31 protein-coding genes and 1 tRNA gene are annotated in these 26917 nt (G+C 46.8%); 13 read left to right on the top strand and 19 right to left on the bottom strand.

What is annotated here, in order from left to right; genetic code table 11:
* The first annotated feature begins 222 nt into the window (after window positions 1–222).
* The 3 genes from NIES2104_RS07030 (at window position 223) to NIES2104_RS07020 (ending at window position 6013) form a co-directional block, all read left to right on the top strand.
* Window positions 223–2976, top strand: coding sequence for a DNA methyltransferase (locus tag NIES2104_RS07030; protein ID WP_058997046.1), 2754 nt, complete (start codon window positions 223–225; stop codon window positions 2974–2976).
* Window positions 2977–3290: 314 nt separating this feature from the next.
* Window positions 3291–4616, top strand: a complete 1326-nt coding sequence (locus tag NIES2104_RS07025) for an alpha-amylase family glycosyl hydrolase (RefSeq protein ID WP_058997044.1) — start codon at window positions 3291–3293, stop codon at window positions 4614–4616.
* 47 nt (window positions 4617–4663) lie between these two features.
* Window positions 4664–6013: an N-acetylmuramoyl-L-alanine amidase gene (locus NIES2104_RS07020; RefSeq protein ID WP_058997042.1), complete on the top strand. Its 1350-nt coding sequence runs from the start codon at window positions 4664–4666 to the stop codon at window positions 6011–6013.
* Window positions 6014–6019: 6 nt separating this feature from the next.
* Here the strand turns inward: NIES2104_RS07020 and NIES2104_RS07015 are convergent, their stop codons facing one another.
* On the bottom strand, window positions 6020–7144 hold the full coding sequence (locus NIES2104_RS07015) for a class I SAM-dependent RNA methyltransferase (RefSeq protein WP_058997040.1): 1125 nt from the start codon (window positions 7142–7144) through the stop codon (window positions 6020–6022).
* 127 nt (window positions 7145–7271) lie between these two features.
* On the opposite strand from NIES2104_RS07015, the gene NIES2104_RS07010 reads away from it, so the two are divergent.
* Window positions 7272–8612, top strand: coding sequence for an LLM class flavin-dependent oxidoreductase (locus NIES2104_RS07010; RefSeq protein WP_058997037.1), 1341 nt, complete (start codon window positions 7272–7274; stop codon window positions 8610–8612).
* Window positions 8613–8848: 236 nt separating this feature from the next.
* On the opposite strand, the gene NIES2104_RS07000 is transcribed toward NIES2104_RS07010, so the two are convergent.
* Window positions 8849–9373, bottom strand: coding sequence for a DUF1822 family protein (locus NIES2104_RS07000; protein ID WP_058997034.1), 525 nt, complete (start codon window positions 9371–9373; stop codon window positions 8849–8851).
* 181 nt (window positions 9374–9554) lie between these two features.
* On the opposite strand from NIES2104_RS07000, the gene NIES2104_RS06995 reads away from it, so the two are divergent.
* Window positions 9555–10289 carry a MarC family protein gene (locus NIES2104_RS06995; RefSeq protein WP_225895213.1) on the top strand — a complete coding sequence of 245 codons (735 nt, stop codon included), beginning with the start codon at window positions 9555–9557 and terminating at the stop codon, window positions 10287–10289.
* A 46-nt stretch (window positions 10290–10335) separates the two neighbouring features.
* Here NIES2104_RS06995 and NIES2104_RS06990 read toward each other — a convergent pair whose 3' ends face one another.
* The gene (locus NIES2104_RS06990; RefSeq protein ID WP_058997032.1) at window positions 10336–10923 is read right to left on the bottom strand and encodes a zf-TFIIB domain-containing protein; all 588 of its coding nucleotides are present in this window, start codon (window positions 10921–10923) and stop codon (window positions 10336–10338) included.
* A gap of 29 nt (window positions 10924–10952) precedes the next feature.
* Window positions 10953–11285: a heterocyst frequency control protein PatD gene (gene patD / locus NIES2104_RS06985; protein ID WP_058997030.1), complete on the bottom strand. Its 333-nt coding sequence runs from the start codon at window positions 11283–11285 to the stop codon at window positions 10953–10955.
* Between the two features lie 486 nt (window positions 11286–11771).
* Here patD and NIES2104_RS06980 point away from each other — a divergent pair, with 486 nt between their 5' ends.
* Entirely contained in the window at window positions 11772–14030 is a 2259-nt protein-coding gene (locus NIES2104_RS06980) for a bifunctional (p)ppGpp synthetase/guanosine-3',5'-bis(diphosphate) 3'-pyrophosphohydrolase (protein ID WP_058997028.1), read from the top strand.
* 201 nt (window positions 14031–14231) lie between these two features.
* Window positions 14232–14432, top strand: a complete 201-nt coding sequence (locus tag NIES2104_RS31630) for a hypothetical protein (RefSeq protein WP_156426886.1) — start codon at window positions 14232–14234, stop codon at window positions 14430–14432.
* A 188-nt stretch (window positions 14433–14620) separates the two neighbouring features.
* Here the strand turns inward: NIES2104_RS31630 and NIES2104_RS06970 are convergent, their stop codons facing one another.
* The 4 genes from NIES2104_RS06970 to NIES2104_RS06955 form a co-directional block, all read right to left on the bottom strand.
* On the bottom strand, window positions 14621–15274 hold the full coding sequence (locus NIES2104_RS06970; protein WP_058997025.1) for a hypothetical protein: 654 nt from the start codon (window positions 15272–15274) through the stop codon (window positions 14621–14623).
* A gap of 88 nt (window positions 15275–15362) precedes the next feature.
* Window positions 15363–15800 (bottom strand): hypothetical protein, encoded by a 438-nt coding sequence (locus NIES2104_RS06965; protein WP_058997022.1) that lies wholly within the window; start codon window positions 15798–15800, stop codon window positions 15363–15365.
* 187 nt (window positions 15801–15987) lie between these two features.
* Window positions 15988–16578, bottom strand: a complete 591-nt coding sequence (locus tag NIES2104_RS06960; protein ID WP_058997021.1) for a hypothetical protein — start codon at window positions 16576–16578, stop codon at window positions 15988–15990.
* Between the two features lie 149 nt (window positions 16579–16727).
* Entirely contained in the window at window positions 16728–17147 is a 420-nt protein-coding gene (locus NIES2104_RS06955) for an HPF/RaiA family ribosome-associated protein (RefSeq protein WP_202815033.1), read from the bottom strand.
* 112 nt (window positions 17148–17259) lie between these two features.
* On the opposite strand from NIES2104_RS06955, the gene NIES2104_RS06950 reads away from it, so the two are divergent.
* Window positions 17260–17667, top strand: coding sequence for a hypothetical protein (locus NIES2104_RS06950; protein WP_058997019.1), 408 nt, complete (start codon window positions 17260–17262; stop codon window positions 17665–17667).
* Window positions 17668–17917: 250 nt separating this feature from the next.
* Window positions 17918–19060 (top strand): IS4 family transposase, encoded by a 1143-nt coding sequence (locus tag NIES2104_RS06945; RefSeq protein ID WP_058995868.1) that lies wholly within the window; start codon window positions 17918–17920, stop codon window positions 19058–19060.
* A gap of 82 nt (window positions 19061–19142) precedes the next feature.
* On the opposite strand, the gene NIES2104_RS32230 is transcribed toward NIES2104_RS06945, so the two are convergent.
* The 8 genes from NIES2104_RS32230 to NIES2104_RS33345 form a co-directional block, all read right to left on the bottom strand.
* Entirely contained in the window at window positions 19143–19334 is a 192-nt protein-coding gene (locus tag NIES2104_RS32230) for a hypothetical protein (protein WP_058997017.1), read from the bottom strand.
* Entirely contained in the window at window positions 19331–19480 is a 150-nt protein-coding gene (locus NIES2104_RS31625) for a hypothetical protein (RefSeq protein ID WP_156426885.1), read from the bottom strand. The genes NIES2104_RS32230 and NIES2104_RS31625 overlap by 4 nt, the downstream gene beginning before the upstream one ends.
* 6 nt (window positions 19481–19486) lie before the next feature.
* Window positions 19487–19909, bottom strand: coding sequence for a hypothetical protein (locus NIES2104_RS06935; protein WP_058997015.1), 423 nt, complete (start codon window positions 19907–19909; stop codon window positions 19487–19489).
* A 266-nt stretch (window positions 19910–20175) separates the two neighbouring features.
* Window positions 20176–20247, bottom strand: a tRNA-Lys gene (locus tag NIES2104_RS06930).
* 120 nt (window positions 20248–20367) lie between these two features.
* Complete coding sequence (locus NIES2104_RS06925) at window positions 20368–21060, bottom strand: ATP synthase F0 subunit B (protein ID WP_058997013.1); 693 nt, start codon at window positions 21058–21060, stop codon at window positions 20368–20370.
* The gene (coaD, locus tag NIES2104_RS06920) at window positions 20970–21521 is read right to left on the bottom strand and encodes a pantetheine-phosphate adenylyltransferase (RefSeq protein ID WP_059001599.1); all 552 of its coding nucleotides are present in this window, start codon (window positions 21519–21521) and stop codon (window positions 20970–20972) included. The genes NIES2104_RS06925 and coaD overlap by 91 nt, the downstream gene beginning before the upstream one ends.
* Before the next feature lie 104 nt (window positions 21522–21625).
* A complete protein-coding gene (locus tag NIES2104_RS06915) occupies window positions 21626–22798 on the bottom strand; it encodes an aldo/keto reductase (protein WP_058997011.1) in 1173 nt (390 codons plus the stop codon).
* Between the two features lie 31 nt (window positions 22799–22829).
* Window positions 22830–22952, bottom strand: a complete 123-nt coding sequence (locus NIES2104_RS33345) for a hypothetical protein (protein WP_263970920.1) — start codon at window positions 22950–22952, stop codon at window positions 22830–22832.
* Between the two features lie 31 nt (window positions 22953–22983).
* Here NIES2104_RS33345 and NIES2104_RS06910 point away from each other — a divergent pair, with 31 nt between their 5' ends.
* Window positions 22984–23661, top strand: a complete 678-nt coding sequence (locus NIES2104_RS06910) for a GvpL/GvpF family gas vesicle protein (protein WP_058997010.1) — start codon at window positions 22984–22986, stop codon at window positions 23659–23661.
* Window positions 23662–23663: 2 nt separating this feature from the next.
* Here NIES2104_RS06910 and NIES2104_RS06905 read toward each other — a convergent pair whose 3' ends face one another.
* On the bottom strand, window positions 23664–24014 hold the full coding sequence (locus NIES2104_RS06905; RefSeq protein ID WP_058997008.1) for a zinc ribbon domain-containing protein: 351 nt from the start codon (window positions 24012–24014) through the stop codon (window positions 23664–23666).
* A gap of 2 nt (window positions 24015–24016) precedes the next feature.
* A complete protein-coding gene (locus tag NIES2104_RS06900) occupies window positions 24017–24325 on the bottom strand; it encodes a TIGR03792 family protein (protein WP_058997006.1) in 309 nt (102 codons plus the stop codon).
* A 75-nt stretch (window positions 24326–24400) separates the two neighbouring features.
* Here NIES2104_RS06900 and NIES2104_RS06895 point away from each other — a divergent pair, with 75 nt between their 5' ends.
* From NIES2104_RS06895 to NIES2104_RS06885, 3 genes are read left to right on the top strand one after another with little or no spacing between them, the layout of a single operon-like run.
* Window positions 24401–25243 carry a TIGR02587 family membrane protein gene (locus NIES2104_RS06895; RefSeq protein ID WP_058997004.1) on the top strand — a complete coding sequence of 281 codons (843 nt, stop codon included), beginning with the start codon at window positions 24401–24403 and terminating at the stop codon, window positions 25241–25243.
* A gap of 9 nt (window positions 25244–25252) precedes the next feature.
* The gene (locus NIES2104_RS06890; protein WP_058997002.1) at window positions 25253–25639 is read left to right on the top strand and encodes a TIGR02588 family protein; all 387 of its coding nucleotides are present in this window, start codon (window positions 25253–25255) and stop codon (window positions 25637–25639) included.
* Entirely contained in the window at window positions 25639–26196 is a 558-nt protein-coding gene (locus tag NIES2104_RS06885; protein WP_058997000.1) for a molybdenum cofactor guanylyltransferase, read from the top strand. The genes NIES2104_RS06890 and NIES2104_RS06885 overlap by 1 nt, the downstream gene beginning before the upstream one ends.
* Here NIES2104_RS06885 and NIES2104_RS06880 read toward each other — a convergent pair.
* Window positions 26156–26908, bottom strand: coding sequence for a biotin/lipoate A/B protein ligase family protein (locus NIES2104_RS06880; RefSeq protein ID WP_263970919.1), 753 nt, complete (start codon window positions 26906–26908; stop codon window positions 26156–26158). The two genes, NIES2104_RS06885 and NIES2104_RS06880, sit on opposite strands and share 41 nt — an antisense overlap.
* Window positions 26909–26917: the final 9 nt, after the last annotated feature.

Genomic DNA, 26917 nt, shown 5'->3' with positions numbered 1-26917 from the left:
TTCGATTCCATTCCGAGGCGAGCGAACAACGCAGCGGAAATGTGATCAATTTCACGGCTTGAAATGAGTCAGATCACAGCATCCGTTGAATCGCTTAATTTGAGATTTTAAGCGAGATTTTTGCATTTTTAGAGGTAGAAAATTGCTAAGAAATTCGGAGTCTTCTTGATGGAAATCGGGGGAACTATGGCGCAGTAATGCCCCGTTTAGTTTCCTCAATTTATGTCGGCAATCACCTCAAATGCGATCGCGAATTTACAGGATTTTGTTGCTTTTTCTCAGGCTTATATTAAAGGGAATGAAAAGAAGGAAGCGCAAAGCTTTTTGAATGCGTTTTTTCAGGCGTTTGGGTATGAAAGTGCGATCGCGGCTGGAGCGGAATTTGAACAGGGAATCGCAAAGGGTAGCGCTAAAGGGAATAAAGGCTCTGCGGATTTGGTGTGGAGCGATCAAGTTCTGATTGAGATGAAGTCTCGCGGTGAGAATTTGGCACATCATTACAATCAGCTTGAACGCTATTGGATGAGATTGACTCCGAAACCTCGATATTCACTGCTCTGTAATTTCGATGAGTTTTGGATTTATGATTTTCATAATCAGGTTGATACGCCTGTCGATGTGATCAAGCTGGATGAATTGGTTCACCGATCGAGTGCGCTTAATTTCATGGGAAAGGCGAATCATGCGCCGATCTTTAGAAATAACCAAGTTGAAATTACTGAGAAGAATGCTCAACTGATTGGAGACTTGTATCAGACCCTTTTAAAGCGGGGAAGACAGCAAGGATTTTCTGAATTTAATGAGGAGCAAATTCAGCGGTTTATTCTGCAATGTGTGTTAGCGATGTTTGCAGAAGATCGCGAATTGTTGCCGAAAGATTTGTTTATTTCTTGTGTTCAAGATTGTATTGATCAAAAAGGGAGTTCTTATGATGTTTTGGGTGGTCTTTTCAATGCGATGAATCAAAAGCAACGTGCGCCGAAACATTCTCGGTTTGCAGGCGTTGAGTATTTTAATGGTGGATTGTTTTCGATCATTCATTCGATCGCGTTAGAAGGTCATGAGCTTGAATTGTTACATCATTGTGCGTCGCAGCGATGGGATCAGGTGCGTCCGTCGATTTTTGGCAGCATTTTTACTTCTGCGTGTGATCCGGTTTATCGTCATGCTCATGGGCTGCACTATACTTCTGAAGCGGATATTCGGCAGATTGTGATTCCGACGATTAGTGAATTTTGGGAGGCGCAGATTGAAGGGGCGAATACGCTGAAACAGTTACAGGGATTGCATCGGAAGCTACAGGCGTATCGAGTGCTAGACCCGGCTTGTGGATCGGGAAATTTTCTCTATGTGGCGTATCAGGAGCTGAAGCGGGTTGAGAAACGATTGCTCGATCGCACAACGGAGATGGGCAGTTGTACTCAGCTTCAGATCGGCGGATTGGTGAGTCCGAATCAGTTTTTTGGGATGGATACGAATTTGTTTGCGGTGCAGTTGGCGCGGGTGACGATGATGATTGCGCGGAAGATTGCGATCGATACATTCGGGCTGACTGAATCGGCTTTACCGCTCGATACGTTGGATCACAATATTGTGTGTCAGGATGCGCTGTTTTCGGAGTGGAAAAAGGCAGATGCGATCGTAGGAAATCCGCCGTTTTTGGGTGGGAAACATTTGCGGTTGAATTTGGGCGATGGTTATATCGATCGGGTGTTTGAACAGTATCCGAAAGATGTGGATTTCTGTGTGTATTGGTTCCGAAAGGCGCATGAGACGATCGATGAAACTGGGCGGGTTGGCTTGGTGGGAACGAATTCGATTAGTCAGGGCAAAAGTCGATCGGCATCTTTGGAGTACATCACGCAGAATGGCGGACAGATTCATACTGCAATTTCGACCCAGCCTTGGTCGGGTGAAGCAAAGGTTCACGTTAGTATTGTGAACTGGTCAAAGCAGCAACCCCAAAAGTATCGGCTTGATGGTCAAGTTGTTTCGCATATTACATCGTCGCTTACTGCTGAGACGAATGTATCGAATGCAGTGCGATTGCAAGCGAATTTAGGACAATGCTTTCAGGGTGTGATTCCGGTTGGAAAGGATTTTCTGATTACTCAAGAGCAAGCCGAACAATGGATTAAAGCTGATTTGAAGAATGTTGAAGTGTTGAAACGGTTCTCATCAGGCGAGAATCTTACTCGAAATCCGCTTGGAACACCGGAACGATGGATCATTGATTTTAATGATTTAGATATTGAAGAAGCGAGTGAATATACATTGCCTTTTGAGCATCTCAAGAAGTATGTAAAGCCAGAACGGGAGAACAATCGAGATTCTAGAGCTAGAAATAACTGGTGGCAGTTTCTTCGCTCTCGTTCTGAGATGCGTCGATCGCTTCTACCGCTTCATCAATATTTTGGCGTTCCTGAAGTGTCAAAGTGTTGTGTGTTTCTTCCTTGTTCTACAACTTGGCTACCAAGTAATCTTGTAAAAGTTGTTGCAAGTGAAGATTTCTACATTCTTGGAATTCTGACTTCAATGGTTCATCGCACTTGGGTCAAAGCTCAAAGCTCAACATTGAAAAGTGATACTCGTTACACCAACACAACTTGTTTTGAGACTTTTCCGTTTCCTCAGACGGTTGCTCGATCGCTAATTCAAGAAATCCGAGGCACGATGCAAGACCTCCATGAATACCGCTCCGATCAGATGAATCGACGCGATTGGGGGATCACCAAGCTCTACAACAACTACTTTCACGAACCCTCTAGCCGCCTCTCGAAACTTCATCAACAGCTAGATAAACTCGTGCTTCAAGCTTACGGCTTCAAACCGACTGACAACCTTTTAGACCGCCTGCTGACGCTCAATCTCGAACTCGCTCGGAAAGAGAAAAACGGTGAAACTGTGATCGGGGCATCTGCTCCTGGTGGTGATAATGTCGATCGAAGATTTAGCGATCGAATTAAAACAGGCTGACGTAACCTCTCGTCTTAGAGAGTGTTGAAAGTCTTCTCGCTTCGATTGCCTCCCGCCCTGAAATGAATTTCGGGCTAATCGTGGAAAGTCTACTGAAGTAGACTCCGGATCTAATTGCAGTTTCTTAGTCCTTTTCAAAGGACTTTCGCCGATTAGCCCGAAATTCATTTCAGGGCGGCACTGCAACGAAGCTAGTACAGCTTGTATATACCCCCAATCATCGTAATCAGAAAAATTCAGCGATCGAACTTTCTTTAGCCATCACTTAAATCTCTGCTACCTTGAGAAGGTCAATCTACCGGAAGAAGTACACCATGCCGAATGTGACTCTTCACGCCTTCAATTGGCGCTATACGGATATTATTGAGAACTTAGATTCGATCCGTAAGGCTGGATACGGTGCAATCTTGATTCCGCCACCGCTTTACTCTGATCCGAAGGGCGATCAATGGTGGCAACGGTATCAGCCGAAAGATTATCGGGTGTTGCTGTCTTATCTTGGTGGTAAGCGGGATTTGGAACGATTGATTGAAGCTTGTCACAGTGGAACTTCGAGAATTCGAGTTTATGCAGATTTAGTGATCAACCACATGGCGAATGAAGCGAGAGACGATCGCTTAAATTTTCCAGGAGAAGCCGAACTTGCAAAATACAAAGCAGAACCTGCACTGTTTGAAGAGAATCGATTGTATGGCGATTTAAGTGAAGGTGTGTTTTCGTCGTGGGACTTCAATCAAGCAGGGGAAATCGACGGGGGCGAATGGTCGGATCGCGGAGCCGTTCAGTATCAAAATTTATCTGGTTTGCCGGATCTCAAAGACTCAGATTGGGTGCTGAAACAACAGCATTTAATGGTTGAAGCGCTCGTCGAAATGGGATTTGATGGCTTTCGGATTGATGCGATCAAACATTTAACCGAACGAATGATCGATAGTCTCGTGGATCTCGCAGTGTTTCGGGACTCGTTCTGGTTTGGGGAAGTGTTGACGGGAAGCGACCACGATCAAGCCGTTTTCCTTGATCCCTTCTTACGTGAAACCTGGATTTCTGCCTACGATTTTCCGCTCTTTCAAACGATCCGAGAAGCCTTTGGTTTTGGTGGCTCTCTTCGCGCTTTGTCAAATCCACTCGCCCAAAACAATGCCCTTCCTTGGGATCGAGCGGTTACATTCGTGGTGAATCACGATATTCCACACAATGATGGTTTCCGATCGTGGTTGCTCGATCGACAAGACGAACATCTCGCCTATGCGTATCTTCTGGGTCGCGATGGTGGAGTGCCGTTAATCTATTCGGATCACAATGAATCGCGCCATGCTGAAGATCGCGATCGCTGGCTCGATGTCTACAAGCGCCCCGATCTGGTTGCCATGATCCAATTTCACAACGCTGTTCACGCACAACCGATGCACATCCTATTTGAAAGTGATGTCTTGCTGGTCTTCCGTCGCGGCGACAAAGGCATCGTGGCAATTAACAAAAGCAGCGAAAATCAGTGGGCAGAATTCAGCACTTGGGGATTAAAAAATCCAGGAAAATATCGGGATTTGATTCATCCCCACGAAATCACGTTAGCCGGAAATACCTTCTCCCTCTGGATTCCACCCCGCACCGCGCAAATGTGGTTAGCCACTTCTTGAAAACAAGATAAAATTACCCTCGACTACGTAAGGAATTCGTAAAGCTGATGGGACGTATCTTTATCTCTGCTGGACATGGAAGTCGCGTAAATGGAATCACCGATCCGGGAGCCGTCGTTGCCGGAACGACCGAAGCGAGAGAAATGATCCTCACCCGCGATCTGGTGGTGACTGAACTGCGATCGCGGGGAGTCGAAGTCCTGTCAGTGCCCGATAATCTCAACGCTTCTCAAGCGATTAGCTGGATTAATTCCCGCGCCCGCCCCGATGATGTCGCACTGGAAATTCGGGCAGATGCGTTTACCAATCCCTCTGTCCGAGGTGCCACCGTTTACTTTATTGCGAATAACGATCAGCGTCGTCGAAATGCTGAACAGTTATTGTTAGCGCTGATTCGTCGTGTGCCTCAGTTGCCCAGTCGAGGAGCTAGACCCGATACCGATACCGGGCTTGGAAGTTTGCCGTTTACTCGTCAGATTGTTTGCGGATCGCTCTTGATGACGATCGGGTTTCTGACCAATCCAGACGATCGCTTTATTATTCAAAATCAGCGTCGGGATGTCGCGCTTGGAATTGCTGATGGTTTAGTCGCTTGGGTGCGGGGAACGGCATTACCACCTGACCCGAATGCGATCGTTTATCCAGAAATCAATATCAGCATCAATGGGCAAGTCTACGGCGAGAAAGGAATTTTGGTCAATGGCAATGCTTATGTGCCGATCGATTTAACCGATCGTTTAGGTCTTGATTTGTCCAGAGAACCGAATATTCGCCGCTTGAATTACCGTCAAGTCGTGTTTATCAAAGCGGTTGATTTGCGAGACTATACGATCGCGGTCGGTTGGGATGCTCAATCGCGGACGGTGTTACTGCGATCGATTCTGAAAGTTTGTCCTGGAGCACTCGATCGTATTATGGGCAACGGCAATACCACTTCTGTCCAGTTGATCATGTTCCTCAAGAGCAATAACGAAGCGGCATTAACCCAGTTTCCACAGATTGCGGATTTGTATCGACAAGAAGGCTCGATCGAAGGTGTGAACTACGATATTGCGTTTAGCCAAATGCTTTTAGAAACGAACTATCTACGATTTGGTGGCGAGATCAGAGCTTCACAGAACAACTTTGCGGGATTGGGGGATGTGGGCGGTGGACCTCAAGGCGCGAGTTTTCCGAATGCTCAGATTGGTGTGAGGGCACACATTCAACTGTTAAAGGCTTATGCGAGTACAGAACCCCTCGTGCAAGAAGTAGTCGCGCCCCGATTTCGGTTTGTGACACGCGGAATTGCACCATTAGTTGACCAATTGAGCGGTCGCTGGTCGGCTGATCCACAGTATGGCGTGAAGATTACAGCAATTCTCCGGCGGTATTACGAGATGGCTCAGATCTTGTGATTTGGTTTAGTAGAGTTCATACTTCATTAACTGACAGGGTAAAGCTCCGTTGTAGACTGCGAATCTTTGAGACGATCGCAGTCCGATCGATTGAGCCAATTCCTTATTTCCGCTCAACACAAAGGCTGTCCAGCCCTTAAATTCCTGCTTTAGAACATCGCCTAATCGCTTGTAGAATGCGCCTAAATCGCTATCTCGTCCCAATCGTTCACCATACGGCGGATTGCAAAATAAAACGCCGCTGTCTGATGGAGCAGTCACGTCTGATAAATCAAGTGTCGTAAAATAAACGTGATTCGATACGCCACACTGAGTCGCATTTACCATCGCTTGATCAATTACGTCTGCGCTGCGATCGCTCCCCCAAATTGGTGCAGGAAGTTGTTCTAACTGACTGGTTTCCGCAGCTTGAATCAAGTCTTCTAGTAAAGTCAAATCCGCATCAAGCCAAGTTTCAAACCCAAATCGCTCTCGAAACAATCCGGGTGCAACATTGAGCGCTTTCAAACTTGCTTCTAAAGGTAACGTCCCAGACCCACAAAGTGGATCATAAAAAAACTGCTCCGGTTGCCACTCAGAAAGTTGGATCAGCGCGGCGGCTAACGATTCCTTCAGCGGTGCAGCTCCGACGGCTGGACGATACCCGCGACGGTGCAAACTCTCACCTGAACTATCGAGGCTTACGGTACATCGATCTTGATCGAGATGAACATTGATTTGCAAATCTGGGGATTGCAGTTCAACATTGGAGCGATCGCTGAACTGATCTTGCTGCTGATCCACGATCGCGTTTTTGACTTGAAGCGCGGTGAAATGCGTATGATTAAGCTGCTTCGTTTTACCTGTGGCACTTACCGCTAAGGTCATATCAGTAGTGAGATACGACGACCAATCAATCGATCGTACGCCTTGATAAAGGTCTTCTGCATCTTGGCAAGGAAACTCATGCAGCTTCATTAAGATGCGAAACGGCAGTCGCGCCCAGAGATTGACTCGATACAGAAGAGCAAGATCACCGCTAAATGAGACTCCACAAAATCCTGGTTCGACTTGACTTGCACCTAACTGTTCTAATTCTTGGACTGCGATCGTTTCTAGCCCCCGTGCAACAGTAGCAAAATATTGATTCATCAGTGCAGATCTAGCCTAGAAAGGTTCCATTTCCATTGTGAGGCATCATCGTTAATTCTGTGCTTAAACATTGAGCATTCCAAAGCGAAAATGCTACCGTGAAGACCGATCGGAGGAAGCAAGTCAAATGAAGCAACTAAAACTTGGGGCTTTTATGCGTCCCGTGAGCATTCATACAGGCGCTTGGCGTTATCCGGGCGCAGTTCCAGACGCAAACTTCAACTTTAAAGTACTCAAGCAACTCATTCAAAAGCTCGAACAAGGAAAGTTCGATGCCTTTTTTATGGCGGATCATTTGGCAGTGCTAAATATGCCGATCGATGCACTAAAACGGAGTCATACCGTTACATCATTCGAGCCGTTGACTTTGCTGTCTGCGCTGGCTGCCCTCACCGAACATATTGGACTGATCGCGACAGCATCCACCACTTACGAGCAACCGTATCACTTAGCCCGTCGCTTTGCCTCACTCGATCACATTAGCGGCGGTCGGGCAGGCTGGAACATTGTGACGACTTACAATCCAGATGCCGCGCTCAACTTTGGACTAGAGCAAGAACTTGAACATAGCGATCGCTATCGCCGCGCCCGCGAATTTTACGAAGTGGTGGTCGGACTGTGGGACTCGTTTGCGGATGATGCGTTTGTTCGAGATGTGGAAGCTGGACTCTATTTTGAGCCAGAAAAAATGCACATTTTGCATCACAAAGGCGATTATTTTTCGGTGCGCGGTCCTTTGAATATTGCTCGACCGGTTCAAGGCTATCCGGTGATTGTGCAGGCGGGCGCATCTGAAGCAGGGCGGCAATTAGCGGCGGAGACGGCGGAAGTTGTGTTTTCTGGAGTGAATACGCTCGAAGCAGGTCAGGCATTGTTCGCAGATATTAAAAATCGGGCACAAGCGATCGGACGACATCCAGACAGCATCAAAATTCTACCAGGGGCGCTGGTGGTCGTGGGTGAAACGTATGAAGCAGCAGAAGCAAAACGTGCTCACCTCGACAGTTTAATTCATTACGAAAGTGGGATTAGTAGCCTCAATTTAGCGCTAGGCTATGATGTTTCGGGATTTGATCCGGATGGTCTTTTACCGGAGATTCCAGAGACGAATGGCAGTCATACCGGGCGCGATCGCATTATTGAACTAGCTCAACGCGATTGCTTAACGATTCGTCAGTTAGCTCAACGGGCGGCAAGCTATGGCGGGTTGATTTTTGTCGGTACACCACAGTCGATCGCAGATGAGATGGAACAATGGCTGTGTGAATCCGCATCAGATGGCTTCAATATTATGTTTCCGTTTGTGCCTGAAGGCGTGAATGAGTTTGTCGATCGAGTGATTCCAGAGCTTCAGAACCGAGGAATTTTTCGCAAAGATTATGAAGGAACAACGCTGCGTGAAAATCTCGGATTAGCTCGTCCTGAGAATCGCTTTTTTCAGCCTGGAGCAGGAGAATTTGATTGTTAATCTTACGTGAATTCGACGATTTTTGCGCTGCGTTGATCACCTGCCCCGAAATGGAATTCGGGGCTAATCGAACGAAGTCCACTGAAGGGGACTAAAGAGCAATCACCAAGCGGTTTGTAGTCCCGGAAGCGGGACTTCGCACTGTTAGCCCCGAATTCCATTCCGGGGCGAGTCAGAATCGCAGCGAGAAGACTTGTCGAACTGACGTTAATCTTTGTTCCAGTCATCACATGCTTCTACTGTTGACAGCAGTTTGTGACGATCGACGAAGATTTGCTTTCTAGCTTTTGTTGTCGCAGCAGTTGGTTCCAAGCGCTCGAAATTTCTTGCTCTTTGGATTGCGATCGCAGTTGAGTTCCAAGTAAGGTGAGTGCATCTTCAGGTTCGATGCCCACAAATAGCCAGTAAGTTTGCTCCCCGAATTGCAGCACTTTAATCCGCTGTATCGCAGCACTGAACTCAGCAGTCGTTCTAAATTGATAGGCAAGATCCGGTTGATTGCCTAAGAGAGATTCTAATGTTTGCCAGCCTGCATCGATCGTATTTTGCAACCAGCGAGACAATTGAACGATCGCACGATTTGATTGACCGAATCGGAGTTGTCCTAACTGTTGTCGCCACTGTGGATTTTCGAGCAGTGCACCCCAAAGCTGGAACGGAATTTCTAATCGAGGTCGAAGCAGTGACGGACTTGCTAATCTCTGTATTATCATGAGCAACTGACACAGCAGCAAATTGCCAAACAGCTTGGAATTCAGCAATGTGCTGTTTCTCGTAAATTAACCAAACTGCGAGAGACGTTATTGTTAAAGCTGGCACGTTGGAGCCAGGACACCTGGCAGACGGCTTTAGATTCCACCACACTTAAAGCGATGAGTCCTATCCTAGATGAATGGCTACAACGTTACTGATGCGGTATCGTCATAGATTCCCCCGCAAGCTATGGAATTACTTGGTGCCAAAATGCTCTATGTTCAATTTGTGTCGCTCGTTGTCGGTTGGCAAGCCTTCGCACAACATCTTCCCCTTACGTTTATTGCTAAAGCTTTTTTAACTCTGTTTGTAATTGTCGATCCGATCGGGTTAGTTCCTCTATTTATCGCGCTGGTCGAAGGTCGATCTCCGAATGAACAATCTCGCATTGCAAGACGCGCTATTTTTGTCTCAGCCGGAATTCTCTCGACTTTCGCGCTCGTGGGAGCTTTTATCTTGAGCTATCTTGACATCAGCATTGACGCGTTTCAGGTGACGGCAGGGATTTTGCTGTTCAAGATTGGGATTGATATGGTGTTTGCTCAGCGAGAACGGGAAACGGAAGAAGAAGAAAAAGAAGCGCAACTTCGTCAGGATGTGAGTGTGTTTCCGTTGGCGATTCCTTTGATTGCTGGACCGGGTACGCTGGCGACGATGCTGATTTTGATTAGTGAAGCGGATAGTTATGCACTGGGGGAAGTGATTGTCTTAACGGATGCGGCGATCGTATTAGCGATCGCGTACGTTTTATTAATTCTGGCGAAGTATTTGGCGGAATGGCTGGGACAGACTGGGGTGAATGTGATTACTCGGATTTTAGGGGTTTTGCTGGCAGCGCTGGCAGTTCAATATATTGCTGATGGCGCGATCGCTTTGTTGCAATCGGGTGTAGTTGAATTTTTGCAGCAGTATCAAGCTGAGTGAGTTCTCAGAATCGGAAAGGGTGGGATGCTTAGTATTGAGTGAAGCGTTAGTCCGGGGATTTTAGCTCTTGAGTGAAATTCTCGAATCGTCGCATCAGATAGGCAACTCCAAAATCTCCGCTGGGATGTTTTTCTAACGCTTCTGCGAGTTCAAAAACGCGATCGGCTAATTCGGCTCCTAATCGATCAATCGTGGCTTGCTTTTCTAGGGCTAAATGCTCTCGTGCTCTCGATAACGTTTGCCACTCGCTGGAGAAGAGCTGCTCGATCGCGGTGTGTAGTCCCATCGTTTCGAGGGCATCCCATTCGCCACGATCGCACCAGATTCCGCCACAACTGAAACAGCGCTCTACATAAAAGGGCGATTTCATGCCGACTTTGGTGCGGGCGAGATAGCTACCACAATCGGGACAGAGAGCGGCTTTTGTATCGAGCGGGGATTGAACGAATTCGACATCGAGCGTTTTTGGGATGAGAGTGGCGGCAGTGGTAGGATGAGAGCGCTTTGATTGCCAAGACTTGTAATTTTCAGCCGGAATCCAAGTTCCTTTGCAGTCGGGACACTGTTTTACCGCTAACGCCTCACTCAATGTGCCATCGATGAGCGTGATTTTTCTCTCTTTTGGACACTGCATCGCGTCTCCTCCAATCCAACGTTACTTATTTAATCAGGGTTGGTGGCTAGAATCACAGCGCAATATTGAGTCAGAAGCTTGATGCGATCGCGAATTTGCCCGACGCGAGTATGAATCGTTTCTGCTTGTCGTGCGGCTTGGAGAAATGTAGCATCCATTGATAGTAATCGCATCTGTTTATTGATTTCTACCAAGACTGAATGGAGTGAATAGTCATCAGATTGAATCGGTTGAATTTCTGCTTGGAAAAACTTCTGTAGCGATCGTATCTTTTGGTGAAGTTCGGAATGATTTTCGGTATCGAGATCAGCGATCGTCTTTTGGAATAATTCAAACTTCGGTACTTGGTTCTCTGTTAACATATATAAACTTTTTGGATTCCGTAAAAGGACGGGGATCGCTCAATGGGTATGGCTTACGTAGAACAATATTTGCGTAGGATGTCAAGAATCTCGGTGTAATTTCGATCCAAAATTAAGAACATCGTGTAAAGTACTGACTCAAGAAGTTAGGTTGCACCTGATTTTAGAGCGATCGCAAAGTTTTCAAATCAGCCCGGATTTCAGCCAAGAAACCGATCGCCATTGATAGAATGAGCGCTACGATTGTCTTAACAAGTTTAAGACAAACCCTTTATTTTCACCTGGATTGGATCGAGCGCGATGACTTTAAAGATTTTCAACTGAAATTCTTGTCTTGGCGTTTGTCCATTCTGAAATTCAATTGATTCGTCTAGCAGTTCGGGAATCTCCTCATGCTAGACTCATTCTCTATTACTTCAATAATTTGTATAGAGCTATACATATATTTCTCTTCTCTGAACCTGCACTTTAGTCACGCGAAGAAGCATGAATGTAGCGGCATCCCTTCCCACGATTGACTTTGCTTTACCTGATTGGCTGCGGGAGTGTTTTCTTAAACGCTCCGAAGAGTCTCAGCTCGATCGAGATTTAATTTGCCGCGCTTTTGAGTTTGCCTATCAGTTACATGAAGGGCAAAAACGAGCTTCTGGCGAACCGTATATTGCTCACCCTGTCGCAGTGGCAGGAATTTTGAGAGATTTAGGCGGCAGCGGTACGATGATTGCTGCTGGTTTTTTACATGATGTGGTCGAAGATACCGAGGTGACTCCAGAGGAAATCGAGGAGCGCTTCGGGTCTGAAGTCCGATGTTTGGTCGATGGTGTGACCAAGCTTTCAAAGTTTAATTTTTCTAGTAAAACGGAGCGTCAGGCTGAGAACTTCCGTCGAATGTTTTTGGCGATGGCGCAGGATATTCGCGTGATTGTGGTGAAGCTTGCCGATCGACTTCACAATATGCGAACTCTGGAGCATCTTGCACCGGAGAAACAGCAAAGGATCTCGCTCGAAACTCGTGAAATTTTCGCACCGTTGGCGAACCGTTTAGGGATTGGGAATATCAAATGGGAGCTTGAAGATCTCTCGTTTAAATATTTGGAAACGGATGCTTATCGGGAAATACAGCGATTAGTGTCAGAGAAACGTGCCGATCGAGAAGCGAGATTGAGCGAAGTTGCGGCAACTTTCAAGAAGCGTCTGGATCAGGTTGGAGTGGATTGCATCGAAGTCAGCGGTAGACCGAAGCATCTTTATGGCATTTATCAGAAGATGCAGCGACAGCAAAAAGGCTACGAGCAAATCTATGATGTGGCGGCTGTCCGAATCATTGTTAGGAACAATGACGAATGCTATCGCGCTTTAGCGATCGTGCATGATACGTTTCGCCCAATTCCTGGACGATTTAAAGACTATATTGGATTGCCTAAACCGAATCGATATCAATCGCTGCATACAGTTGTGATTGGTGAATCGGGTCGCCCGCTAGAAGTGCAGATTCGGACTCTTGAAATGCACCATGTTGCTGAATACGGGATTGCAGCACACTGGAAGTATAAAGAAGTCGGCGGCTCTAATTCGCAACTTACGAGCGATGATGAGAAATTTACTTGGTTGCGTCAGTTGCTCGACTGGCAGAACGATCTCAAAGATGCTCAGGAATATCTAGAGAGCATTAAAGATAATCTCTTTGATGGCGATGTGTATGTGTTCACACCGAAAGGAGAAGTCGTTTCGCTCAGTCCTCGATCGACTCCGGTTGATTTTGCGTATCGGATTCATACCGAAGTTGGAAACCATTGTGCGGGCGCGAAAGTGAATGGTCGGATGGTTCCGCTCGATACCCAGTTGCGGATGGGCGATATTGTCGAGGTCATGACTCAGAAAAATGCTCGTCCGAGTTTGGACTGGCTGAACTTTGTGGTGACGACAGGGGCGAGAAACCGGATTCGGCAGGCATATAAGCGATCGCATCATGATGAAAATGTGCTGCGCGGTCGAGATATGCTGGAAAAAGAACTCGGTAAGAATGGCTTTGAAGCGCTGATGAAGTCTGCTCCGATGTTGGCGGCTGCGGAACGATGTAACTATCACAGTGTTGAAGATTTTGTCGCAGCGGTTGGATATGGCGAAATTACGTTGAATCTGGCTTTGAATCGGATTCGAGAAGCAGTCAAAGCGCAACAGTTACTTTCTCAGCCTGCACCCGTTCTATTGGATAGTTTGGCGAATGGTGTGGCGCTGTTGCCAACGACACCGAGAGCCGTTCCTGCACCGAATACGACGAAGTATCCGATCGCTGGAGTGGAGGGTTTACTTCATTACATGGCGGGCTGCTGTCATCCGTTGCCGGGAGAGCCGATTATCGGAGTCGTTACCCGTAGCAATCGCGGTATTGCAATTCATCGCCAGGGCTGTCCGAATGTGGATGCGATTCCGGGCGATCGATTGGTGCCGCTAAACTGGAATCCGACTCAGCCCACGACTGGGCGCGCTCAAACGTATCCGATCGACATTCAGATTGAGGTTATCGATCGCGTCGGTGTGCTGAAGGACATTCTTTCTCGCCTGACGGATAACAATATCAACGTTCGTAATGCTCAGGTCAAAACCTTCCCGGATCAAACGGCGGTGATCGACTTGGGCATTGATATTTGTGATCATGCTCAACTCGAACGCACTTTCGTTCAGATTAAGAAGATGACGGACGTGCTGAATATGCGACGGGTAAGTCAAATTGATGAAGTGTAATGTTCCGATGAGTAAAGGAAATTTATGCGATCGTAATGTTACTTAAAGAAACGAGAAAACCCTGACATGTTCGGGGTTTCTTTCGATCGAACTTTATTTTTCAATGCCATACTGGTTGGACGGCTTCGGAGCGTCAAAGATCAGTCTTTAGATAGTTGCCGAAGTTGGTTCTCCTCCAAGCATAGATTACTCGACCCTCGCATGAATAATTCGTTCGATCAGTTCCCCTGGTGGGACTACTTAAACCAGCATTTATTTGATCCAGAGCGTCCGTTTGTCTGGAGTCTCGAAAAGTTTCGACATATTCACCGTGTTCAGAAGTTAGAGCGCTGTTGGGAGCGATCTGAAGTGTATCTCCTAGAACATTGTTGGCGACAGGAAACGGACGAAAAAAATACGTAATTCGTTCTCCTTGAAGTTCGACGAGTCTTGCCGCTTTGTTGCAACCGCGCCTGGAATAGAATTCGGGGTGGGTGAACGATAAAGCAAGGAGGCACGTCGAATTTTTGTCTTATAGCAAGTCTCAAATTGAGTCTCATATCAGTATTATAGCTAGACTCAAATTGAGTCTTAGGTGAATTCATAAGAGCTTACCGATTAAGGGTGACTTTGGTGGTGTAGCCGGAGTAAGTGTCTCTAAAAATGCCTTCGAGGGTGCGCTTGTCTGGGGTGAGGTTCAGATTCGCGATGCCTTGGGTGTTGTAGACGGTTTGATAGTCGATGATGATGGATTCTCCCTGGATTTGTCCGCTACCGATCGCAGCAATTCCGTAGGATGGATTCATTTCTTGAATGGCGAGGGTCGTACCGTTTTGCACAATTTCATAGGAGAGCGTGCCGGGACCGTACCAGACTCCATTCAGATCAAAATTGACTTGCTGGAATGGGAGGGCAACTTGCGGTTGTTTTACTTTTTGTTCTAATTCTTTGAAGCGCTGTTTTAGTTGCGCTTGTCGCTTGTCTAGCTCTTCTTTAGATAGGTTTTCGATGTTTCTTGGAGGTAGGCTGTCGTCTCGGAGGGTTAATCGATATCCTCCGGGTAGTGCGACTTCTCCAACCACGAGACCGAAATAGATGAGATAAGCTGCGATCGAGACGATCATGAGGAACAAAACAACCCAGAGCGGTTTGATTTTCTTCATTGCGGTTTCTGGGGCGCGAATTTTATCCGCATCATAGTCTTCCCGTGTAAGGTATTTCTGCTGCTTCAGCGAATCTTTACTAGAGATCGCCGCAAGAAACACGGCTGGGTGAAGTGCGATCGAGGGTTGGGATGCAAAATATTCTTATCTTAGTCTTAATATTAGACTCAAACTGAGTCTCGAATGATCTTTAATCATTACTGGTTTCTTGGCGATCGTCGTTGTCATCGCCGCGATTGTTGTCTCTGTCGTCGTCATCGTCGTTTTGGGTTGGGGGAGTGGTGCGAGTTGGGGCAGATTGTAATGATCGAGGAGCTGGCGCGGCTTCGATTGGTGGTGCTGGTGATGGCGCGGTTCGGGGTGTGGATTGTTGCACGGGAGCGGTTTCAGTCGTTCGAGGGGTGACTGGTGTTCCTGCGGGGGCGGGAGGTAAGACCGGAGATGAAATCGGTGAAGGTGCGGGTCGGGCTGAGGTGAAAACGCCTGAACGAATTGCGAGAAATGCGGCGGCGGCGGATGCGATCGCGGCAAGGGCAGCGATCGCTCGAAAGGCGACATCGAGACGCTTGTATTTGAGTTCGATCTCTTTGTACTTATCTCTGGATTTGTCCTGATCTTCAGTACTCATTTGCAAGTTCGCTGATTTATTACTTGCAAAAATATATTAAGAAGAAAGCGGCATGGGCATCAGTCGTAAAGTAGAAATGTGAAGGAATGTGAAAGAGCAATATTAGTCTTATTTTCTCATTTTAGTTTCATATATAGACTCAATTTAAGTCTCAAATGATATGCAAGCATCACTGGTACTGTATTGATTAAAACGGGCTTTTAAGAACGCCTAAAACAGTCTCAATCTGGGAAGGAACGGTATATTCAGTCAGATCGACTTCTAGGGTTTGAGCATTTAATCGGAGGAATCGCCATAATACTCCGGTCGTGACGGCTCCAATAATCGTGACGGATTGATCTGTATTAAAGCGTTGTGCACCCACCATTTGAGCGACGCATTGTCCAAGCCCGGATTTAATATCATTGTTTTTTGCTTCAACGAGAACCGCGATCGGAGCGGTAACTTCAAGTTGATTGGATGATTTGGATAAGATGAAATCGCATTCTCCGACTAATCCGGCAGGTGGATCGGCATTGAGGGAGACTCCGCTGAATAATGAAGCATGAGGTTGAGCGATCGCCCGAATTTCTAGCAGGATGGGCGCGATGATTAGCTCTGATTGTGCTTTTTCGGTTGAGATTGCGAGTGCAAGATCGATGCCTTCTTCTAATCGGCTTTGTAGTTTGGATGAGGGAGCGATCGACGGAATGGATTGAAAGAGTCGAGGTTGGTTGATCAGCGTTAGCTTAAATTCAGTTAATGCTTGATTCAGCGTTTTGAAGTCACCGTACGCCATTGCAATCCCTCTGCGGTCAAGGTTATTCCTAGTTTACGATTGCATCATCGTTTAAAAAATTGCGAGAACAATCCTGAAAACTAATCTCAAATGAGACTTATTTTAAGTCTTAATAAGTGTCTCATTTGAGATGGTAATATTATCGTGGCTTAGCTGTTATCTCTGCCGTGATCAAATTCGTGCTGTTGTTTTGAGAGATCTCTGAGTTGTCGCCATGCTTTGTCGAAGGCATCTCGAATCACAGCATCGAGTTTGACATAGCGGTTTTGATTGCTCATGGTGCTTTCTGCGGCGACTTCGTGGTTGGGTGGAACTGTGATGTCGAGTCGGACGCGGTAAGGAGAACGATCGCGGGGATGGTCTTGCTCTTTTTCGATCGCGATGTGACAACTGTTGATGTGATCACAGGCGCGTTCGAGCTTGGCGATTTTTTCTTGAAGTAGGGAGTCGATCGCGTCAGATTTTTCAACGCCTCGATAGGTAATTTCGGGTGGAATTTTCACGGTAAATTGCTCCAATCGCTGTATTAATATGCGAATTACAGCAAGCAGATCGACAGCATTAAACATACGGTAGATAGATTCTGAGTCAGATTTGAGACCGTGGAATAAGACTTTTGAGACATTCGCAATTGATGAATTGCAACCACAATGATCGGAGCAATGTTACTAGAAAGATAAAATGGCACAACAACAAAAAGCTGGAAAACCAACGGATCAAAAAGCGGATGAGTGGCAACAGGATCTCAACCCGAATCCGATGGCAGGGCAAAATCATGGGATTGAGCGATCGGATGCCGTGAACAATGATCTGACGGCTGCGGATGTTAAAGAGCTGCATGGTTATCTGAAGGATTACACCACGGATGAATTGCGGCAGATTGTGATTTTGCCTGTGGGTGCTCGGCTCGAACAGGGTGCAAAGTATCTCGATTTGAAAGACCCAGAGCGGAAGGAATTTATGGCGATGGGTGTAATGGAGGCGACTTCGGAAAATTGGTATGTTCCGAAGAGCGAGATTGGCTATCCGTTGTGGAATCGGTTGACGGGGGTGCAGAATCCGGAGCGAATTGACACAGGAAACGAATAGGTTGGGTGTAGGGGGTGGGGAGAACTTGCCCCTTTTTAGTTTTCTCATTTAAGAATTGAGATGAGACTTGAGAAGAGTCTTAAATGAGACTTTAGTTTTGTCGATCGAGTCGCGTCATTGATGAAATTAAACTGCGATCGACCTTAGGGGGTGACAACGCAGCTGAACCGTAGAGAAGATGCCGGATAGCAGTATCGAGAGACAGAAAAAATGAGGTGATTCCAATTGTTTCACCTCATCGATCTAAAATATGTTGCCCTCATTCTATCAAACCTGTTTACAATCGCAATTAACCCAGACGCAATTTGTGACGCTAGAAATCTTGGTCGAACTGTTGCACAAAGAGCGCAGAATTACGATTGAACGCTTAGCCACTCTATTTCCGCAACCGATTCTATTTGAGAGCAGACGACGAAACATTCAACGATTCTTGAGCTTGCCGCAACTGACTCCGCAAGCGATCTGGTTTCCGATTGTCAAGCAGTGGGTCAAGCGACATCATCCCCGGAGCAAACCACTTCATCTGGTGATTGACCGTACCCAATGGCAAGACCATAACTTGATCATGGTGAGTCTTGTGTACAATAAGCGAGCGATTCCATTGCACTGGATGTGGCTGAACAAGCAAGGACAGAGTTCACTTGTTGAACAACGAAGAGTGTTACGCCCTGTGTTTCATCTGTTGAAAAAGCATCGCTTCATTCTGCTCGGAGACCGTGAGTTTCACAGCATTGAACTGGCGGCTTGGTGTGTAGAAAAGCGAGTCAAATTCGTGTTCCGTTTACCGAAGAGTACGACCGTCAAACCAGACGACAGCAGCAGGTTTACGCGCCTTGATGACTTGCCGCAAACGCCCGGAATCACCGAGCAATATCTGCAAATTCAAGTGACGCAAAATCGCGGGTTCGGCAAGCACAATTTAGTCTTGCGCCAAAAGCGTGCCTACCGTCAATCGAGTTCGGATGCTTGGTATCTTCTGACTAATCTCGTCGATGCCGAACAAACGCTCAACGCTTATGCCACTCGCTTCTCGATTGAACCCCTGTTCAAAGACTACAAATCCGGCGGCTATCACCTCGAAGATTGTCATGCCGATTTCGGGCGTTTTACTGCCCTGCTGGTCCTGATTGCCATTGCCTACTCGATCTCGACCCTACAAGGGCGGCGCATTCGCAAAAAACAAGTGCAGCGTTACGTCGCTCGTGTGACTGAGCCAAAGCGGACAACAAAGCGTCACAGTGCTTTCTGGATTGGCTTGTATGGCAAGTTATGGATTGAACCCTTGAATTTGTGGTCAACCTTGGCAGGTCAACTGATGGCACTCAAGCCGCAAAAACGCCTTTTCTTTCAGCGAGGTCTCAACGCCATTTCCCTGATTCAGTCTGCTCTCTAGCTTCGTTGTCACCCCTTAAGGCGATCGACATCGAAAGACGGATGCAAATTTAGTCCATTTTTAGTCCAGACTTCTGAGTGCTTCAAATAAGTTTCCTGAAATGCCCAACAAAAGGGAGTTCTGGAGGCAGGATTTTTTGGATGTACTGCGGCTCACGCAGAGCTTCAACACGAATATCGGTGAAATTTAGCCAGAGTACCGATTTTTCTGAGCCTGCAATGAGTCCAGCATCAATCGGTGAATTTGGACGATGAGACAGAGAACGATCATTCACTCTGCGATCGCACTGCCCAACAATGCCGTAGGTAGTAGGGTTTGTGGAATCCGTAACGTTTGAAAGCGTTCGGCACCCGTCCGCCTAGTGCTGAGTTCGATTTGCCTGTGACTTGTGGCAGTAGGGAAATGTCCCACAAATGCCATTCATCCTCAATTCAGCTTAGGGATGCTATACCAACAACGAACGATATCGGCATCTGACGGGATTTCGCGATCGCGCACTTTTGACGCGCCAGAGTCGCCTTTGTACTGAAGTATGTTGATTTTCAGTTTAATGAAGTCTGCCAGCTTTTGAAGCTTGCCACAGGTTTCGAGACGGTTTCGAGAATTGCGCTCAGTCCTGAAAACAATTGCTGTCAATAAATCAGCAGTCACCGGACTGTCTTGTGGCAAACGATCGTAAATTATCTCCCAGTCGTTTTTCCAAGTTTTCTCAGACAACGAGTGACTTTCAAGATAATGACTCTTGAATTCATCAACCCACGATCGAACCGTTCGATTCTCTAGCAGTCGATCGCTGTCAGTATGTTGGCTCCAGTCGAATTCCCCCAAACTGAGTCGAGAACTGAGCAACTTTGCTTCTGCTTCTAGGAAGTGGCAGCAGTCAGAACTACTGCTACGTAAAGGTTTCAGGCTTTAATTTAAGAATTGCTGACATTGCTGCCACTTTTCTATAAGTGAATATCTCAATAAAACAAGGGAGAGGGCAAGAACGCAGAGGATTCTTAACCCTGTCCCTATATCTCTGGAAAACAGCGACAATTTTAGGGCATTTCAAGGATCGCCTAAGACCGCTGCAATCTGGCTTTAACCTTACTGCGACTACGTTTTGAGCCTAATGGGTCGCCCGGGATTCGAACCCGAGACCAATCGGTTAAAAGCCGAATGCTCTACCGCTGAGCTAGCGACCCGTATTGATGTCATCACCTTGGTTAATATAACACAGCCAATGGCGGAATTCCAAATAAAACTCCAACTTTTTTGCGCGATCGCCAAGTCGCCTCTTTGAAACAGCCAGCGATCGTGCAAATTTATTGAGGCTTACGATCGACATTTGGTTTCGGTGACATCGATTTCGGTTGCGGCTGGTTGATCTGCAACTGAGCGCGACCATTTCGCACAATTCGCAGCATTTCGCTCATCTGAGATTCCATATCACGCAAAACTTTATCAGCATATTCGTCTGCGCCGTTTTGCACATCTTCGCTTTCTTCGATCGCTAATCGCCGCATTTCTTCCAAATCTTGCTGTGCCTGTCGTCGCATCTGTTCAATTTGTGCGATCGTCTGCTGCTGAATCGTTTCACATTCTTGCTGGACAGAATTACGAATCTGCTGCGCTTCTTGTTCGGCGCGTTGAATAATTCCGGTTTCATTCAAAATCTGAGCCGCTCGGCGTTCTGCCTCTTCGACAATTTCTTGGGCGTACTGTTCTGCTTGATCCAAAATCTCGTCGCGATGTTGAGCGATTTCCATCGCTTCATGAAACGCCTCTGGTAGACTCAAGCGCACCAAATCCAACTGATCGAGAAACTGCTCCTCATCGATCAGCGTCCGACGAGACAGCGGAATCCGGGGGCTATCGAGAATCATCTCCTCTAGCCGATTGAGTTCCCGCTGAATATCGAGACTGCCTACTCGCTGCACGTCTCTGGGAGCGTCGTGGCGACGATCGCTTTGGGTGTATCCGTCAGGTGTGATGCTGGGTGAGTCTTGGCGTAACATCGGTAAATATCTTCGGCGACGTGGGTAGGAACCAGGTGATCGATCGAGCCGCCGAAGCGGGCGATTTCTTTGACCACACTGCTGCTGAGGAAGCTGTACTCGTTCGAGGTCGCAAGAAACACGGTCTCGATTTGAGTCGATATCGTTTTATTGGTGTGTGCCATCTGGAGTTCCATTTCAAAGTCTGAAACAGCCCGTAAACCGCGAATCAGGGCAGAGGCTCCCCGCATCTGGGCATAGGTTACGGTGAGTCCTTCAAAACTGTCAACTTCCACGTTAGATAGATGCTGAGCAGCGATTTGAATTTGATCGAGTCGCTGCTGAACGGTGAAAAGTGGCGTTTTGTTGGGATTCCGCAACACGGCGACGATGACACGATCGAATAAGTGAGCACCTCGTTTGATGATGTCGAGGTGTCCGTAAGTTATCGGGTCGAAGCTGCCGGGGTAGATGGCAATCACAAGAAAAAATCAGTGTCCGCACTGAGGGCAATAAAACGAATCTCCTTACTTTACCCTGTAGTAAAAAGTTTGCGCGTTTAAATTTGGAAGAATTTTCTCGATGGTTATTGTTGCGACAATCGTTTAACGGCTTCACCGCCTAAAAGTTGATGGGTTTCGTGCAGGAGTTCGGGAATACGATCGGCAAATGGACTCTGCGTTAGATAAGGACGAAGCGCCTCGATATCGATTTCGTTCACTCGCGCTCCGGGAAACCAGTGGCTTCCTTGACCGAGTAGGTTGTATCGCATTTTGGCGTAATCAACAAGATCGTAAGCGATCGCTAAATTTCGCAACCACAAAACTGTATGAAGATTCAACCGTCCAGGCGTTTCTTCAACATCCGGCAATCCCACGCGCCAGTTTTTCACCCAATCGGAACCTAATCGCTCGATCGCGGCTTGCTCTAGTCGTTCGAGAATCGGTGGCAAAATTTCATCGGCTCGATCGAGCAGTTCTAAAGTTTTCAAATGCTCATCGAAATCGCTTGGTTTTGCGGCTCCCACGCTCAGAGTATGGACTTGAGGATGACTCAGGCAGAATAGGTTGTTAAACACCATCGGGGAAAGAGGCGCACACAAATCGACTAAGCGCTTGGGTGGATCGTAAAGGTTGCCACCTTTATTAGATGGGCTGATGATGAAAACTCCCATATCGCGATCGTTCGCGGATTCGATCGCTTTCCAATTCTGCTGATTGATGTAGTACCAGTGCAAATTGACGTAATCGAATTGATTCGTTTCGATCGCGTTAACAATACTTTCTGTCGATCCATGCGTCGAGAATCCGACAAATCGAACTTTCCCCTGATCTTGAAGTTTCCGCACCACTTCTAAGCATCGAAGCGCGTCGTCTAGCGTTTCTTGATTGTTGATGCCATGCAGACCCAGAAGATCGACATAATCTAATTTCAGATAGCTGAGGGATTTCTCAAACGTTTTCTGAAACGCTTTTGGATCAGCTATCGGCACGATTTTGGTTTGGGAAATCAGCTTTTCGCGGGGCAGTTTTGGCAGAATTTGACCCAACTGCATCTCTGAAGAGCCGTAACCGCGTGCTGTTTCGATGTGATAGATTCCCAGATCGAACGCTCGGCGAATCGTTGCTTCTAGATTCGCCTGATTATCCGAGGGCACTTGGTCACGGGGAACATCTTGCCACTTGAATTGATACCGCATTCCTCCGCAGGAAAAAACGGGCATCTGGAGTTCAGTCCGTCCAAAACGTCGGTACAACATGAGCGATCGCGTTAGTAAGTGAGGGTCAGCCCTATCCTAACGGCTTCACCGAATTTGTAGTGACGATCGTTGAGCCTAACAATCCTGCAACTAAACTGCATCCAGAATTCCAAACTTTCGTATGAACTTCATCGTGAAGACAAGTCGATCGCATAGACTCAAAATGGAGCATCGTTTGAGCCGTAATGTATACCTACGCTTTCTTTAAGTCACCCAAGCACCCACTACAACTCACAGAAGGAATTGCCGGAGATCTGGCAGTGATTGAAAGGGGCGTGTTGTCTGCTCTGGTGGAACCCGATTTAGAGTTTGAAAACATTCAGAATGATGACACTCAATTGGTGCAAGCAGTTTTGACGCACGATCGCGTGATTTGTGATTTGTTTTGGCAAGTGACGATTCTACCGCTGCGATTTGGAACTCAGTTTTTGTCATACGATCGCTTAATTGATCATCTCAGCGAGAATCACGAGAAATATTTAGAGAAGCTCAATCAGCTAGAAGGAAAAGCCGAATATCGGCTGAAATTAACCCCGATCGAGCTTGAACTTCCTGCCAATCCAGAGACGAATGGCAGTATGAAAGGGCGCGATTATTTTCAGGCGAAAAAGCAGCAGTATCAAGCTCGCCTCGACCAGCAAGATCAACAACAGCAAGAACTTCAGCAAATTTTGTCAGAAATCGAGCAAGTCTATCCGAACACGAAGCTCAAAGAAGGCGCAGACGGAATTGATAAACTGTATCTGTTAATTGATAAACGCGAAGAAATGACGCTTTATCAACATCTCAATGAATGGCAAAATCAATATCCGCACTGGGAAATGGGATTGGGAGAAGCATTACCGCCTTATCACTTTGTTTAATCCTAGCGACGCGATAACGCTAATCCAAAACTGAATACAATCAAAATCACTAGCGCAATCCATCCAGCATTCCGACGCATCCAGACAGCCGGAGACATTTCGTAACGTTGCGGAGTACTCACAATCGGGGTTGTGACATTGTGATACATCGTGCATTCCCACGCATCCGGGCGCTGTGGGTAATTGCAGGTGTCATCCGCATCATAGATACAAGTCCTGCACAGCGGCTCATTTCCAGTGGCTCGATGTAACACGATGCCTGGATGACCATGAGCCTTGAGCGGAGTCCGACAGCGGGGACAGGCGATCGCGCTTTTTTGAATCGATTGACCGCATTTAGGACAGTTCAGCATGATTAGGAATTGCTAATTTTACGCACTTGAAACTCGCGCTCTTCGAGAAAGGGGAAGGTTTGACCCATCGCTTCGGTGAAACGTCGATCGGTGTCTTCGAGTACCGATGCTGGAACACTTTTCCAAGCATCTTTCGTTTCCCAATGAACTACCATAATTAGCTCTGATTCATCTTTGGGATTAAACCAGATTTCTTTTCCAACATAGCCCGGATATTTTGAAAGTGTCGCTGTCCAGATTTCAGCATCTTTTTGAATATAAGTTTCGCGCAGTTCGATTGGAACTTTCACTTTCAGCCATTCGATAACCATAGATTCTATCTGTAGAGCAATGACAAACCGATCGAGGTTTGAATATCTTAAATTTTAACGCTTCTGGCATTGCTTATGGTGACGCACTTAGGGAAGCAATGGAAAACTGAACTGACAGATTTGGTTCGAGGTGCATCTGGGGGCTTTCTGTTTGGAATTCCGTTGCTGTATACGATGGAGGTCTGGTGGATTGGTTCCTATATCAGTCCAGTCAGAATGATAGTTTCATTAGTCTTTACGTTTCTAATTGTATTTTTATTGAATCAAGCCGCAGGGTTTCGGAACGAGAATGATGTGCGATCGATAGATGCGCTCAAAGATACGATCGAGGCTTTAGCGATCGGTTTAGTGTGTAGTGGCGCTACGCTGGTTTTACTACGAGAGATTACCTTAGATGTGCCGCTGCAAGAAGCGCTGGGTAAGTTGATCTATGAGAGTGTGCCCTTTACCTTTGGGGTGGCATTAGCGAGTCAGTTTTTAGGAAAAGATCAATCGCGATCGGGAGACATTCAACAGAAAGGCAATGCAACGCTATCAGATATTGCAGCGACATTGATTGGTTCACTGGTGATTGCTTTTAATATTGCTCCGACTGATGAAGTTCCGATGCTGGCATCAGCGGTGACAGGCGGATGGTTATTCGCAATGATTCCAGCTTCATTGTTAGTTTCGTATTGCATTGTGTTTGCGGCAGGATTTACCAATCAGCAGCAGCGATATCAACATGAAGGCGTGTTTCAGCGTCCTTTGGGAGAAACGATCGCAGCTTATTTGGTGTCTCTGTTTGCTGCAATGTTAATGTTGGTGTTTTTTCAAAAGCTGCATTTTGTTGATCCGTGGCAGGTGTGGTTGCGTTACACCATTTTGCTGGGATTACCTGCAACAGTTGGGGGTGCAGCGGGACGGTTAGCGGTTTAGGAGGAAACAATGGAGAAAAAGAAACCTCGATCGCCTGCGGAATGGGTGACATTTGGAATTGCTTCGACGATTTTAAGCGCGATCGCTGGATTGGTTTTGTATGTCTGGGTCAGCGATCGATATGAACCTGCGGCGATCTCAGTCGAACAGCGCGAAATTCGTGAAACCGAGGGTAAGTTCTATGTGCCGTTTGAAGTAACCAATACAGGCGGCGAAACGGTCGAATCGGTGCAGATTGTTGCTGAGTTGAAAACAGGCGATCGCGTTTTAGAATCCGGTGATCAACAGATTGATTTCTTATCGCGTGATGAGAAAGAAGAAGGTGCATTTGTATTCCAGCGCGATCCACGGCAAGGAAGCTTGATTGTGCGAGTTGCAAGCTATAAAATTCCGTAATGGATAATCTTAGTGCAATCATTCTCGCAGGCGGTAAAAGCTCCCGAATGGGGCAGGATAAAGCTTTGATCGAAATTGATGGGGTTCCGCTGCTAAAACGAACGTATGACGCAGCGAAACATTGCACTGATTCGATTTACGTGGTGACTTCTTGGCGCGATCGCTATGAATCAATCCTGTCTGATGTGAATTGGATCGATGAGTCCGCACCCCGATCGCCGATCATTGCCTTCACCGAAGCTTTTCAACAAGTCTCAACCGAGTGGGTTTTGCTGTTAGCCTGTGACATGCCGCGATTGAACGGTGAAACATTGCAGGAATTGACGGCACAGTTGGGAGAAAGCTCGATCGTGGTTGCTAGAAGTGAGGAAGGTTGGGAGCCGCTCTGTGGATTTTATCGGCGCGATTGTTTACCGAGTTTGCAGAACTATCTAGCAAGTGGAAAGCGATCGTTTCAAGATTGGCTCAATTCAGAGAACGTGCAGGAATTGGAATTAAGCGATCGACAAATTTTGTTCAATTGCAATACTCCGACTGATCTAGAACAAGTTGATTAATCTGCTGCCATTCTGATTCGCTCAGCGGTTCAATATGAAAATCAATCTCAAAACAATCTCTAGCAGCTTGAATTAGAGTTTTGGTGATTTTGTCGATCGACATTTCCACATTCAGAAACGCCATTCTCTGTCCAAACACTTGCTCAAATAACGGTGCATCCGATCGAATCTGCATTGATCCATGCTGCAAAATTGCATGACCTCGACGCAACTGAGCGCTACCAATCAATTTAATCCCGTCTGAAGTGACTAAATCCGCGCCTGTTGCCGTTCCAAAGCAGTTCGGATTGTGAATGTATCCCCGTCCCGCTTCACCGTACTGTAGTTCGATTCCTAACTGTTTCCAACCCTGAATTAGAAACTCACAAATCGTTTGATAAGCCTGCATTCGATTGTGTCCTAGTCCAGACGTAATCACAGCATAAGTGAGATCGCCTTGATGTAATACTGCTCGACCTCCACTGGGACGACGAACTAAATCGATCGCTTCTCCCTTCCAAGTCAAAGATTTCCAAGATTCGGGATAGTTGCGCTGATGATAACCGAGTGAAATCGCAGCAGGTGACCAGGTATAGAAGCGCAATGATGGCGGATGTAAATTTGACCGATGTTGTTCGAGTAGCCAGGTATCGATCGCCATTTGTACCTGTCCCGAAGTTTCAATTGTTGGAACTAACCGCCATTCTTTCATCGGACATCTGTTAAAGGTCAACTGTAGTGT

It is taken from the genome of Leptolyngbya sp. NIES-2104 (assembly GCF_001485215.1).
In the GTDB taxonomy this organism is placed as follows: domain Bacteria; phylum Cyanobacteriota; class Cyanobacteriia; order Leptolyngbyales; family Leptolyngbyaceae; genus Leptolyngbya.
Note: the sequence above shows the minus strand (reverse complement) of the source record. Positions and strands in the feature narration are given on the sequence as shown.